The organism is Providencia sp. PROV004 (assembly GCF_011045615.1).
Classification (GTDB): domain Bacteria; phylum Pseudomonadota; class Gammaproteobacteria; order Enterobacterales; family Enterobacteriaceae; genus Providencia; species Providencia rettgeri.
The window spans coordinates 153,882-167,193 of record NZ_CP042859.1 but is presented as its reverse complement, the minus strand read 5'-3'; the positions used below and the strand labels follow the sequence as shown (position 1 = coordinate 167,193).

The following is a 13,312-nucleotide window of genomic DNA, read 5'->3' as shown; positions in this document are numbered from 1 at the left end:
TGACAATAAAAACATTTATTGATTTACTTACCACCAATAACGAGAACCAGCCAATCCATAATAAAATGAATTTAATTCCATGAGATTATCTTTATGAGTGATACAAATAGCCGCACATGTATAGTAAAAATTGCTAGCGGCCCAATGACCGGCCAAGAATTAATGGTTAATACAGATAGCAATCTGATTATCATTGATAACGGCTTAGATTATAAAACTGACATCAATGATGATGGTTTCACAACCTACTCCATTCCAAGCGATGGCACTGCCTGCGAATTTTCAATTATTACTGCAAGTCAACACTCTGAAAGTGGTCTAGCCATTCAACTAAATGATAATGGATTAAGTACAGAGATCCCTATTGTTTTTCAGCAGCTGCTTTTAGCGGATATTTTTCCTATTGTGATCAAAATGCAGGATACCGAGTGGCAAAGCCCTCAAATACCTGAAACCTTACAGACTTCAGAGGCTGAAAATCCATTACCTATCGTTAAAACTAAAGTAAAAAAACCAGCTAAGCAAAAATCAAGCCTTTTTAATAAACAAACTATGTTGGTCTTTTTCTTGACTCTATTTTCAATATTTGTTGTTTACACTATATTTCAATATATTCCAGCACAAAGCACCGAGAAAAAAGTAAAAGCATTAGAACAAATACTTCAAGGTAGTCAGTCTCCCATTATCGTAACCCAAGGTACTAGTAATGAAAGCCTTATCCTAGTAAAAACACAGCGAGATTCTGATTGGAGCATGCAGCGCCTAGTTAAAGCTAAATACAATGAAAAATTCTCAATTAAAATAGTAAATAAGCTTGAGCAAGAAATTGAAAATAAACTTATTGAAATAGTACCAGACACATTAAAAGTAGAGCTTACAAATCCATGCAACCCAATAATCGTGACTATAGATAACAACAATTTAATTAATAAAGAAAAAAATATTGATAAGTTACTTTCTAGCTATTTTAGTTGCTATATAAAAAGTGAAATAAAAAAATCAGCTTTGGTGAATTATTACAAAAAGCAGAGTTGGGATTAACAGAAAGCAATGTTCAATGGCGTAAAATAACTAAAGAAAATAAAGTTATTTTTATCATAAAAGACAGTTTAAATGACAATCAAACTGCTTCTTTAATTAACTTCACAAATTCATTTTATAAGCAATGGGGAGATAATCATATTCAATTCTCAATCTCTCTTGCCAATAATGAGCTTGTAGGCAAATCATTTGTCACCAATGCTAACGGTTATATTTTATTAGGAAATAACCATTGGTTTTTTAATTCAATCAGTTTTTAACTTAACAAATCATTATTTAATATAACTTCAAAAAATAAAGAGGAAACAAAAAATGGCAGATATGATCTCAGGTTTAAATACCGATGAAAAATGGGCCGAATCCGCTCTAGAAACTTTAGGTACTGACAAAAATAATATGGGTATGATCTATCGTACCTCTGCCAGTATTAGCTATAAAGCAAAACAATTCGGCGATGAGTTAAATACAATTCTTGCTGATAAAACATTAGAAGTCGATAACCCACTAGTGCTGGCGAAAATCACCGCCATAAGTGGTAATTATAATATGGCACGCCAATTACAGAGTAACTTTATGAAATCCATTAAAGATACTGACCAAGCTCTTATTCGTAACGTTTAATATTCAATAGAGCATCATTGACGATGGTGCTCTACCTTCATTTAGGAAATACATTATGTCACCTATTACTTCAAATTTATCGATGATAAGTTCCACAGAGATGGCCTCAGAGAGGCCGTCATCAATCCCCATTGCCGATAAAGTTAAAGAGTTTTTTGCTGAATACAGCGCATCGACGAACCAAGAAAGAACTGCATTAATGAATAGTGTCAATACCATTGACCCAAGTAACCCAGTTCAATTATTGCAATTTCAAAATCGTGTCGGTAAATACAGCCTTGCTATGAATATGATTAGCACACTAACACATAAAAGTGTTTCTGCGATTGATACCGTTTTAAAAGCTCAATAAGCCATGAATATTTTAAAAAAATTTATCTTAATTAGTTTTATTGGCTTATTAATGGGGTGTGATAACCAATTATTACTCAGTCATTTAAGCCAAAGACAAAGTAACGAAGTATTAGCCATACTCCAAGAGCATGGTGTTGAGGCTACGCGTAAACAAGATAATAAAAACGGAGATTCCATTCGTGTTCAACCAAGTGACTTTGTTATTGCGGTAGATTTACTGCGCCAATATAACCTGCCCTCAAAAGAACCAGTGGAAATTATCCAAGCATTTCCTGGTGACTCTTTAGTGGCCTCACCACAGGCAGAACGTACCCGCTTGCTTTCTTTAATTGAACAGCGCCTTGAGCAATCGCTACTTACCATCCCTGATATTATTAACGCACGTGTGCATGTTAGTTATCCATTAAATGGCAATAATCCGACTAAGCAAATGCAAAATATTTCCAGCTTGGTGACCTATTCTGGGAGTGAAGATTCTCAAATGATGATGCATAAGATCAAACTGTTTCTAACGAACAGTTTTGCTGAAGCAAATTACGATAATGTCTCAGTCGTGGTCGTCAATCGCCCGCCGTTGCAATATCAAGTTAAGTCTGAGCCTGAACATACATTTAACCCAGTCATAATCGGCTCAATTATTGCTGCAATGATCATTCTTTTGACTATTTTACTGTTACTGTGGCGCCAGCTAAGTAACAAAAAATCAGCAACTAATCTGGTAGGGAAACCTGTTGATGACAGTGCTGAATAATCTACTCATTACACAAGGAAATATTTTCCTCGCTCCGGGATGTTATTTTCATAGTGAATTTAATGGGGTTGGATATAAAGACTTTCCTCCTATACTGCAACGTAAACATAACCAGCAATTGATTCAGCAATACGCATTACCTTTACCTAACGAGAAAACGCCCTTGTTACCCAAAGTATTATCTGAACATTGGGCTTTATTACCAGAGGTAGCGTTAGGTTTAGGGATTTTGTTACACGCTGAACCGCTTCCTTGGTGGGTTGAACTTTCCAAATATCGTGTCTTACATACACGCTTGAGCCGCCCACTTTGGCAATCAAAAAATCAACCTACAACTTCACCACAGGTATTAACTGCCCTTGGGGTACAACAATTATTGATGTGTTTAGCCCCCTTTGGCACCGCTTACACCCTTCGAGCTAAATATATGTTTAGTCTTGAAACTCAGCAACTTATACCGTCATCAGTAAAAACGATGCTACCTTGGAATACTATTGAAGAGACATGCCGTTATGTCAGAGAAAATACCCCAGAATGTTAAACAGACAATGTCTGAAAAAGTCTTGATCAAATATCAAGCATTAAGTGCCGATAGATACCACAAAACTATGACTCAACAAGCTCAAAAAAAGGCAAGTGAGTATTACCAACAAGCGAAACAACAGCAAGAAACTATCTATCAAAGTGCTTATCAGCAAGGTTATTACGACGGCATTAAACAACTATTAACTGACTTTATTCACGTATTAGAAACCAGTGAAATTCAGTACCAAGAAAATACCAGTCAAAGCAAAGAACAGCTGATGAAAATATTGAATGACATTTTTGGTAATAATGAGCTACAAGAGGTGGTTGCTGTTTATTTTGAAAAGCAATATGCAAAAGTGACAAATACCACATTACATCTACCAGCAAAAATGCAAACTCGTATTGCCCAAAGCGGCTCTGATATGAAATTTTCAACCGCTGCTGATAATACAATCGCCTTAGAGGTTGATAATAAAATTACCTATTTTTCCCCTATTACCGCCTCTAAAAATATTTTTCCTCATGTATTTTCTGTTCCAACACAATGCCAAATTTTAAAAATGCATAAAAAGACCTATCAAAACTTAATAACCACAATAAATTCAATACAGGAAGAACACAAAGATGCTGGTCAATTTACAAGCTAAGGCTATCAGTCCTCAACATAGCAGATCTCAAATTCACACTGAAAACATTCAAAATAAAATGACTTCATTATGGCAGAAGAAAAATATGGATAGTAAAAAAATAGATTTTTCCCCTAAAGAAAAAAATAAAATTAACAAGTTTATTGATGAACTTAAGTCAAAAGAAGATAGAAAAGTATTTTTTTCTCACGTATTTAAGACGATGATTACATTAGGTAGAGATGAAAAACAAAACTTTATTACCGGTGTTAGTCAAATATTACAATCATCAAGTGACCCTGAGCTAGTTTCATTAAATAAAAAATTTAATCGCTCGCTCAGCCATTATATGGCTATCAGTTTGATGAGTGCTCCTCTTAGCAACCAACTTCGTCATAATATGACTAACATTAATTTAGAGGGTAACGATAATGAGGAAGACGAACTACTAATCTAACATTAAATTTCTCTCCCCCCTTATCATTTACTTATTTCCCATCGACTAATATTTATAGGTTTGGTATGTTTTTTTAATATGCTAAGCCTATTTATTTGACAAAAACAAATAAATATAAAAAATATAAATAAAAATTGATATATACAACCCATGAATATAGTTTAAATTCTCCCCATCAAAACACATGAACCCAATATCAAAAAACGATTTTATTTTCTAAATATTCTGACTAGCCTCGTTTTTTTATATTGGAATACATTTCATCAACAGTTAGTATAGGTATAGATTATGACCGATTTATCAACAATAGATAATTTTATGGATAACATTGACTATAGTGAAAAAGAATCAATGATTCTCTTGTCTGGGCATGTAGTATATGACCCACTCAAGCGAACACTTTCGCGTGAAAAAAAAGTCGTTAACCTTTCTGAAAATGAATCATGCCTTCTTAAATTATTACTAATAAAAACAAATAGTAAAAGAGAAGTTATGTACGAGATTTGGGAAAAAAGAGGCACTATCGTGACTGAAAGTAGCTATTACAAGCTAGTCAGGCAATTGCGACAATCCTTTAAAAAAATTGATCTAGATGAAAATTTAATTATGACTTTACCTCGCATTGGTATTTTATACACAGGGGAAAAATCAGAAATGCCGATGCTTTCTAAATACGATGCCAAGAAAAGTATTTACACCTATATGCGATATTTTTTTCAGAAGATTTTTATTCGTTAATCACTATAATTAGATTTCGCCAAAGAGAACATTTAATGTTAAATATTAACCCCAACTTTTCAAAAAAACACATTTTTTCAATATTCATATTTTTTATAACTTTCATGCTATCCGCTTGTAGTAATAATTTAATGAGTTATTTTACTCAAACTCCCACTTATCATATCAATGGTAATATTTATTCACATTCTTACGATATTCCTGAAAATGCCACAATCACACTGTCGTTGACGTCAATACTACAGAATGAAAACAATGCAAAGTCTAATCTTGATTACAGTTTCAAATCACAAAGTGCAGGACGTAGTATCGCATTTACCGTCGCTCTTCCTGAAGAATTTCAATCCAAACGATATACCTTAGGAATGAGTGCAAGAATTGAAAAAGATGGTGAATTAATCATGATGAGTAATAAATTGAGCCCAATACCTGAGAACTTATCTGAAATAGTACTACTTCCGGTGGCTGCCATTCAGCAATAGTAACACTCATTTCATCAAGACCAATTAAAAATATTCTATCCCCTCTTAATGGGGAATTATATTTACCGGCACTCATTGAGTTCTTCTAATAAACGCGGAAAATCTGCCACCGAGCTTTCAATGGCTCGTTTTGCCAAACTTTCTAGTGCGCTAAATAGCTGTTCAGCCTCTTGTTCTGGCAAGTCCGCTGCTAAATAATCATTCCACTTATTTAGTTTGTAATTTAACTCATTTACAATCGTTTTGCCGCGTGATGTCAACGAAACATGATAAACCCGTTTATCAACTAAACTATTCGTTTTAGCAACCCACCCCTTAGCTAAAAATTTGCTCACTCCTCGAGTCGTTACTGATTTATCCACAACCATGGCTTTTGTAATCTGCTCTAGGGTTGACTCATCATACTGATCAATATGCAAAATCATCAAACACTCAATGGCATTGATACCATAAGGCTCCCCCATCCACTTCATATAATGATGAGCAGCTCGGCTTATCACCCCAAACACTCTGGCTTGCTCTGTACGCATAATGCCTCTTTAGTTGATTTTATCAACTAATTAGTTAATAATTACTGTGACTTTAGTTGATATTATCAACTAATAAACCATTTAACACGCCAAATTTACTCATACTCAATGCTACAAAACATCACTTTTTTGCACCGTTTAGGGTTTAATCCTATACGCTTTCGTTTTGCGGTGATTACGGCTTGTGCCTCAATTGCTGCTCTATTTATTGCTCAATATTTGCAGCTTGTTCACCCACAGTGGGCAGCCATGACCGTCTGGGCCTCTGCACAACCTTGGCGCGAAAACTTACTGGAAAAAAGTTGGTGGCGTTTCGCGGGAACAGTCATTGGCGTGCTAGTTGGCGTAATATTAATTCAACTACACATTATCAACCCGCTATTATTTATCGTAGGGCTGGCATTATGGTTAGGAGCATGTAGCGGTATTGGTCAACTGCAAAAAGGCTTTGTGGCCTATGGTACCTTTTTAGCGGGTTATTCCGCGGTCATGGTCAGCATGCTAAGTGTCCACATGACAGATAACCTGTTTATGGTCGCTTGGGATCGGCTATGGACTATCCTTGTTGGCGTTCTTTCCGCAGTAGTTTTCAATTTTTTATTTACACCAAAACGTGAACAAGAACCCGTTATTACACTTAAAAACCAGGTTGATACACTATTTTATCAAATTTTGCATCGCACACTTGAGAAAAAAAAACCAATTAAGTCACAGGAAATTGACCAACTCTGGCAAGTGATGACAAGTTATGAGGAAATTCTAGAAACGAATCGCATCGGCTGGCATTACCACCGTAAACAAGTTGCTAAAGCACGTCAAAAACTTATGTTTCAAAGCCAAATATTATTACACCTAGATAAATATCAATCCATTGCACCCTTTTATTTTCCTGCACAAGAGCCCGCTGACAAAGAGTGGAAATATATTTTATCATTATGCCCCAATGGTGTACTTAAAATGCTTTTAGTCCCGTTTTACTATGCTACTTTAGGTAAATCAATCAAGAAGATAAATAAAACTGACAAATTAAAACTCCACCAAGATAAAATTTCCGCATGGCAATCTTTCACTCGTTCTTTTGTTACAATAGGCGCCGTCGGTGTTTTATGGTTCTGGACACAATGGCAAATGTTGGCTTACCTCATTCTCGGCCTTTCCGTGATGTTGGCTCTATTCGCTTCCCTTGATCACCCCGCAAGATTCATGAAAAATATTTTCACAGGGCAATTTTTTGGTGCTATTGCTGCGTTAATCTGTATGTGGTGTTTATGGCCCTTTACTTCTTCATCTTGGCAAATGACCTTTCTCATCATTCCTGTGATTATTAGCGGCATTGTGATTTTTTCTCATAATCGCTTAATTTTAATCGCTTTTGATTACATCATGGTTTCGTTGATTTTACTGCAACCGTCTTATCCTTTTGCGCTTTCATTCCCTCAAAGCATAGGTAATGCCATTGCGATAGTTTCAGGCCCATTAGTTGCAATGGCCGCTTTCGCATGGATTTATCCCACCAGCCCTAAAAAACGTTACCAGCAATTAATTTATCTTTCAGAACAGCAATTTAAACAGGGAATTACAGCTCTAATCCAAAGCCATAAACCATCTACAACTCAGTTTATCCACCGCTTATTTAGTGGATTATTACTAGCAAAAAAAGCAAATTTCTCGCCCTCACCTATATTCGATTTTTTTATCACTCGGCAAAGCATTTGGCTGTACCTACTTATTTTACAAAAGCAATTTGCACATCATGCATCAAAGAAAAGAGCCCTTATTGCACTTGAAAAACGTATTCAACAAAACCGGTTTGATTTGAAGAAAATTTCCAAAATTTTTAGGCATTTACAGCATAACGAAAGTGATAATGAAGAGATTGAGCAACTCGAGAAATATGTGAAACTCTATATGAAAAAGGAATATTGCCAAAAATAAGGCAAGAAATAATCTGAGTTTAACCAATTATCTAAAGATAAATATCCCTATACATGGAAAGCCAAAGAAATGTTGTTTGCTAATAACTACGATTTGAAATTTGCTGACGGGCTACAGCTTATTATTAATGGATTAGAAAATTAAGATTCTAAGGGCAGCATTACGATGCCCTTAATACTTTATTTCAGGCCTAGTCGTTTAGCTAGTCGATGTAAGTTAGCAATATCTAAAGATAATTCTCTAGCACATGCAGACCAATTATGATGGTTTTGTTCCAGTACTTGTGTAATGACTTTACGCTGAAAGTCATCTGTTGCTTCACGTAAGTTTTTAGTTAATGGTATTGCTTTCTTTGAGGTTTCCGTAAACTCATACTCATTGTTATCAAAGATAAAATATTGAGGCTGTAAGATAATATCGCCAGTGTCAATTGAGGCACGAGCAAGAACAACAGCACGATGAATCGCATGTTCCAATTCACGTACATTGCCAGGCCATGAATAGTTGAGTAAATACCGTTGTAATGAAGAACTCAGTACCACACTAGATAAGCCAAAACGCTGACGATATTGCTCACAAAAATATCCGGCTAATAAAATAATATCTTCACCACGTTCCTTTAATGGGGGAACAAGTAGAGGAAACACGCTTAAACGATGGAATAAATCTGCCCTAAACCGCCCCTCTAATACTTCTTCACGTAGATCACGATTAGTTGCCGCTAATACACGGACATTAACGCGTAAACTGCGGTCATCACCAACACGTTGAATATCACCATATTGCAATACTCGCAGTAATTTTGCCTGTAATGCTAATGATAACTCTCCAATTTCATCTAAAAATAAAGTGCCATTATCCGCCATTTCAAATTTACCACTACGGTGACTAATTGCTCCCGTAAAAGCCCCTTTAACATGGCCGAATAATTCACTTTCTGCCACGCTCTCAGGTAATGCCGCACAGTTTAAATAAATAAGAGGATACTCTGCTCGAAGGGATTTTTCATGAATGGATTTAACAACTAATTCTTTTCCTGTTCCCGTTTCTCCGCTAACCAGAACATTTAATTCTGACGCAGCAACAATATCGATTTCCTTTTTTAATTGTTGCATACGAAGAGATAAACCGATGATTTCGGTTTCTCCTGAAGGTTTAAATCGTATAGGTTTACCCGACAATATATTTTGGTTTTCAAGCTGTTCAATAAGTAATGCATTATTTAATGCCCCAGCAGCTAATGCAGCAATTAACCTAAGTGACTCATTGCTAAATGCATTGAATTGATCAGGTTCCATGCCATCTAATGTTAATGCACCAATAAGATTTTGCCCCGCATACAAAGGTAAGCCGACACAAGCATGGACTTTTAGATGCTGATGATGAGGAATTAACCCATCGTATGGATCAGGGAGCTGGCTATCCGCAGGAAAACGTACTACATCGCCAGCTCTTGCAATTGCTTCAAGCCGAGGGTGTCCCGCCAAAAAGAATCGGCGGCCTAAAACATCAGCCATTAATCCATCAATTGCTAAGGGAATAAATTGACCTGGTTCATAGCGCAATAACGCACAAGCATCGCACCCTAATGATTGCCTTAATGTGGTAATCAAACGCTGAAACCGATCTGCATGTTCCATACCATCTTGTAACTCTATTGCGATCTTTGCTAATGCTTCAACAGAAAAACCCATGATCTACTCCCCATAGTCAATTTGACAACAAGTATAGTCATAATGACGATTATTAATACAGTCATTATGACTATAAATTAAAAATATTTATTTAAATTTATCTAAAAATCAATTGGTTAAATATTGGCATGAATATTGATTATATCTTCCTATACTTTAAAAAATACAGGATAAAATTAATATGGCGATTCATGTAAAAAATAATATTCATTGGGTGGGTCAACGTGATTGGGAAGTACGTGACTTTCATGGAACCGAATATAAAACATTAAAGGGAAGTAGTTATAATAGTTATTTAATCCGCGAAGAAAAAAATGTCCTTATTGATACTGTCGATCATAAGTTTAGTCGTGAATTTGTTGAAAACTTACGTTCACAAATTGATTTAAATGATATTGACTATATCGTGATTAACCACGCAGAAGAAGATCATGCCGGTGCATTAACTGAATTAATGCGCTTTATTCCTAATACCCCGATCTATTGCACCGCCAATGCTATTGATTCAATAAATGGTCACCACCACCATCCCGAGTGGAATTTTAAGATCGTTAAAACAGGCGATACGCTCAATATAGGTAATAATAAGCAATTGATTTTCATTGAAACTCCAATGCTACATTGGCCTGACAGTATGATGACTTATTTTACTAAAGATGCAGTGCTTTTTAGTAATGATGCTTTCGGGCAGCACTATTGTGATGAGCGATTATTTAATGATGAGGTCGACCAAAATGAATTATTTGAGCAATGCCAGCGCTACTATGCCAATATTCTTACACCATTTAGCCGTTTAGTAACGCCAAAAATAAATGAAATTTTAGGCTTTAACCTACCTGTCGATATGATAGCCACGTCACACGGGGTAGTATGGCGTAATAACCCAAATCAAATCATTGAATTATATTTGAAGTGGGCAGCCGATTACCAAGAAGATCGCATCACTATTTTCTACGATACCATGTCAAATAATACCCGTTTAATGGCGGATGCAATCGCTCAAGGCATCAATGAAGCCGACCCTAACGTCGCCGTTAAAATATTTAACGTTGCACGCAGTGATAAAAACGACATTATTACTCATGTTTTCCGCTCCAAGGCGGCGTTGGTCGGTACCTCAACCATGAATAATGTCATGATGCCCAAAATAGCAGGTATGCTTGAAGAAATTACTGGCTTACGTTTTTTAAATAAAAAAGCCGCTGCTTTTGGGAGTTTTGGCTGGAATGGTGGCGCTGTTGATCGTGTTCAAACACGTTTGATGGATGCCGGTTTTGATACCGCATTATCTTTAAAAGCAAAATGGAAACCAGACACAAAAACATTAGATGACTGCCGTGAGTATGGACGTAATATTGCTCGCCAATGGGCATTACCTGCATAAATTAACTAACAAAGTAGCATCAGAATTTTATGATTTTTTAGAGGATACCTCATATGCAATTTAGAGATAAAACACTTGGACAGCTCGCATTATCTATTCCTAGAGCCTCTTCTTTATTCCGCCAATATAATATGGATTACTGTTGTGGTGGAAAACAGACTCTCAGCCGTAGTGCAGAAAAATTAAATTTAGATATTGACCTATTAGAAAGCCAATTAGCTAAATTAGCCACAGAAACGTTAGAAAAAGACTGGCGTAAAGCTCCGCTCGGTGAAATTATCGATTTTATCATTATTCGCTATCATGATAGGCATAGAGAACAATTACCTGAGCTTATTTTACAAGCACAAAAAGTTGAACGCGTTCATGCAAATAAGCCAAGCGTGCCAAAAGGTTTATCAAAATACTTAGAAGCATTACTGGAAGAATTAACTAGCCATATGATGAAAGAGGAACGCGTTTTATTCCCTTTGATAAAAAACGGAATGGGTCGAAATGCAGCAGCGCCAATTAGCGTGATGGAACAAGAACATGATGATGCTGGTGATATCTTAGAGGCCATTAAAGGCATTACCGATAATGTTACACCGCCACCAGAAGCCTGTACTACCTGGCGTGTATTGTATAATGGTATCAATGAATTGATTGATGACTTAATGAATCATATTAACCTAGAAAATAATTTATTATTCCCAAGAGCACTCGCTGGCGAATAAACACATAACGGCCTATTTATATAATAGATAGGCCGTTATTTTAAATATTTTTATATAATATACTAAAAATACCTATTGATATTGTTGCTTAATTTCTTGGGCAATTGCTAATCCACGTTTTGCTTCTTTTTCAGCAATTTCGACAGATAACCCAATATAAGACCTTGGGTCGAGCATGGCTTTAATTTCTTCATTACTGAACGCTGCTGATATCACACTGTTTTTGGTTAAATTAGTGTAGAAATCCTCCCCATCCGCTGCCGTTTTAATAGCTTCTTCATACAGAAGGGAATGAGCTTTATCTTTACCTAATTTTTCCGCCATCTTCATCATGACATATTCAGTATTATCAAGACCTTTATTTCTCAATACATTATGAAGCATTCTCTCTTCATGTGGCACAATCGTCCTCGAAAGCTCCTCTGTTCTTAATAAAATTTCTGTGGTTAATTCCAAAGCTTCTTCGATTAACCCATCAAATAACATATAAGAACTACTATCTCCTTCATAAGGCCTTACCGCGGAATACATACCAACACTTGGTAAGGAATATAATTTCTGCGAGTTAGCAATAATTCCCTTTGCCAGTTTTGGGTTTATTTTATGTGGCATAGTACTACTGCCTACTGTTCCTTTGGTAAACCCTTCAGAAACTTCTGCAATTTCTTCTAACGTTGTGCTATAGACCTCTTCGCCGATTTTATGGCAAATATTCGCCATTAGCGCTAAATTTGCCATATATTCAAGTTTATGGGTGCTCAAATTTCTGGATGGTACTTCCATGGCTTCCATCCCCACCAGTTCAGCGACACGTTTTTGTACCGCCATTCCAACCTCAGGCATCGAGTTAAAAGCGCCAACTGCACCGCCCATCATAATAGTGAACACGCGCTTTTCACACTCTTTCATTCGCTGATAACAGTCAATAAAGTCACTGATCCACACTGAAACCTTATAGCCATAGGTTATCGGAATTGCATGACGCCCATGGGTTCTTCCCGGCATCACCATATGTTTGGTTTTTTCAGCCAGATTCGACAAGTTTTCGATGATTTCACCCAATAACAACATAAATTTATGGTGTACGGTTTTCATCATATACAGCTGTGAACTTTGCTGAATATTTTGTGTGGTAATACCATAATGGATATATTTACCGCTTTCCTCAGAGCAAGCATTCACTAAAACCTTTAAGAAAGGTACGAAACCATGGCCTATTTTTTGGTAAATACGGCTCATTTCTTCAAAATCGATATTTTCGATTACGGCCTTTTCTTTAATTTCATTTGCCGCTGATTGAGGAATAAATCCCAGTTCAGCTTGAGCTTGGGCCAACATGGATTCAAACATTAACCAAGTAGAATATTTTGCTTCATCAGACAATAAGTCTTTAATTCCACGGTCATCAATAGTTTTACTTTTAGAATCGTATAATGCTCTCATTTCGTATCCTTT

At 36.1% G+C, this 13,312-nt stretch carries 16 protein-coding genes and 1 pseudogene; 14 read left to right on the top strand and 3 right to left on the bottom strand.

Annotated elements, in window-relative coordinates; genetic code table 11:
* The first annotated feature begins 93 nt into the window (after positions 1 to 93).
* From FVA69_RS00745 to FVA69_RS00705, 10 genes are all read left to right on the top strand, one after another.
* Positions 94 to 1,041 (top strand): PrgH/EprH family type III secretion apparatus protein, encoded by a 948-nt coding sequence (locus FVA69_RS00745; protein ID WP_255456638.1) that lies wholly within the window; start codon positions 94 to 96, stop codon positions 1,039 to 1,041.
* The gene (locus FVA69_RS21455) at positions 1,032 to 1,301 is read left to right on the top strand and encodes a PrgH/EprH family type III secretion apparatus protein (protein WP_255456637.1); all 270 of its coding nucleotides are present in this window, start codon (positions 1,032 to 1,034) and stop codon (positions 1,299 to 1,301) included. The genes FVA69_RS00745 and FVA69_RS21455 overlap by 10 nt, the downstream gene beginning before the upstream one ends.
* A 52-nt stretch (positions 1,302 to 1,353) precedes the next feature.
* Positions 1,354 to 1,662: an EscF/YscF/HrpA family type III secretion system needle major subunit gene (locus FVA69_RS00740; protein ID WP_123382662.1), complete on the top strand. Its 309-nt coding sequence runs from the start codon at positions 1,354 to 1,356 to the stop codon at positions 1,660 to 1,662.
* A gap of 55 nt (positions 1,663 to 1,717) precedes the next feature.
* Complete coding sequence (sctI, locus tag FVA69_RS00735; RefSeq protein ID WP_164528252.1) at positions 1,718 to 2,014, top strand: type III secretion system inner rod subunit SctI; 297 nt, start codon at positions 1,718 to 1,720, stop codon at positions 2,012 to 2,014.
* 3 nt (positions 2,015 to 2,017) lie between these two features.
* Entirely contained in the window at positions 2,018 to 2,767 is a 750-nt protein-coding gene (gene sctJ / locus FVA69_RS00730; RefSeq protein ID WP_123382664.1) for a type III secretion system inner membrane ring lipoprotein SctJ, read from the top strand.
* Entirely contained in the window at positions 2,751 to 3,308 is a 558-nt protein-coding gene (locus tag FVA69_RS00725) for a hypothetical protein (protein ID WP_164528251.1), read from the top strand. The genes sctJ and FVA69_RS00725 overlap by 17 nt, the downstream gene beginning before the upstream one ends.
* A complete protein-coding gene (locus FVA69_RS00720; protein WP_004266198.1) occupies positions 3,280 to 3,942 on the top strand; it encodes a hypothetical protein in 663 nt (220 codons plus the stop codon). Before FVA69_RS00725 ends, FVA69_RS00720 begins: the two co-directional genes overlap by 29 nt.
* Positions 3,920 to 4,378 (top strand): hypothetical protein, encoded by a 459-nt coding sequence (locus FVA69_RS00715; protein WP_164528250.1) that lies wholly within the window; start codon positions 3,920 to 3,922, stop codon positions 4,376 to 4,378. Before FVA69_RS00720 ends, FVA69_RS00715 begins: the two co-directional genes overlap by 23 nt.
* A 318-nt stretch (positions 4,379 to 4,696) precedes the next feature.
* Positions 4,697 to 5,116 carry a winged helix-turn-helix domain-containing protein gene (locus FVA69_RS00710; RefSeq protein WP_042851701.1) on the top strand — a complete coding sequence of 140 codons (420 nt, stop codon included), beginning with the start codon at positions 4,697 to 4,699 and terminating at the stop codon, positions 5,114 to 5,116.
* 131 nt (positions 5,117 to 5,247) lie between these two features.
* Positions 5,248 to 5,598: a YbaY family lipoprotein gene (locus FVA69_RS00705; protein WP_162617353.1), complete on the top strand. Its 351-nt coding sequence runs from the start codon at positions 5,248 to 5,250 to the stop codon at positions 5,596 to 5,598.
* A gap of 62 nt (positions 5,599 to 5,660) precedes the next feature.
* Here the strand turns inward: FVA69_RS00705 and FVA69_RS00700 are convergent, their stop codons facing one another.
* Entirely contained in the window at positions 5,661 to 6,128 is a 468-nt protein-coding gene (locus tag FVA69_RS00700) for a MarR family winged helix-turn-helix transcriptional regulator (RefSeq protein ID WP_110731507.1), read from the bottom strand.
* 108 nt (positions 6,129 to 6,236) lie between these two features.
* On the opposite strand from FVA69_RS00700, the gene FVA69_RS00695 reads away from it, so the two are divergent.
* Entirely contained in the window at positions 6,237 to 8,063 is a 1,827-nt protein-coding gene (locus FVA69_RS00695; protein WP_164528249.1) for an FUSC family protein, read from the top strand.
* Positions 8,064 to 8,132: 69 nt separating this feature from the next.
* Positions 8,133 to 8,207, top strand: coding sequence for a hypothetical protein (locus FVA69_RS21325; RefSeq protein WP_231136642.1), 75 nt, complete (start codon positions 8,133 to 8,135; stop codon positions 8,205 to 8,207).
* 35 nt (positions 8,208 to 8,242) lie between these two features.
* Here the strand turns inward: FVA69_RS21325 and norR are convergent, their stop codons facing one another.
* Complete coding sequence (gene norR, locus FVA69_RS00690; protein WP_109912307.1) at positions 8,243 to 9,757, bottom strand: nitric oxide reductase transcriptional regulator NorR; 1,515 nt, start codon at positions 9,755 to 9,757, stop codon at positions 8,243 to 8,245.
* Between the two features lie 181 nt (positions 9,758 to 9,938).
* Between norR and norV the strand changes: the two are divergent.
* Positions 9,939 to 11,132: pseudogene (gene norV, locus FVA69_RS00685) on the top strand (anaerobic nitric oxide reductase flavorubredoxin); the annotation flags it as partial.
* Between the two features lie 62 nt (positions 11,133 to 11,194).
* Positions 11,195 to 11,857, top strand: a complete 663-nt coding sequence (gene ytfE, locus FVA69_RS00680) for an iron-sulfur cluster repair protein YtfE (protein ID WP_109912306.1) — start codon at positions 11,195 to 11,197, stop codon at positions 11,855 to 11,857.
* A gap of 72 nt (positions 11,858 to 11,929) precedes the next feature.
* Here ytfE and FVA69_RS00675 read toward each other — a convergent pair whose 3' ends face one another.
* On the bottom strand, positions 11,930 to 13,300 hold the full coding sequence (locus FVA69_RS00675) for a class-II fumarase/aspartase family protein (protein WP_004266207.1): 1,371 nt from the start codon (positions 13,298 to 13,300) through the stop codon (positions 11,930 to 11,932).
* Positions 13,301 to 13,312: the final 12 nt, after the last annotated feature.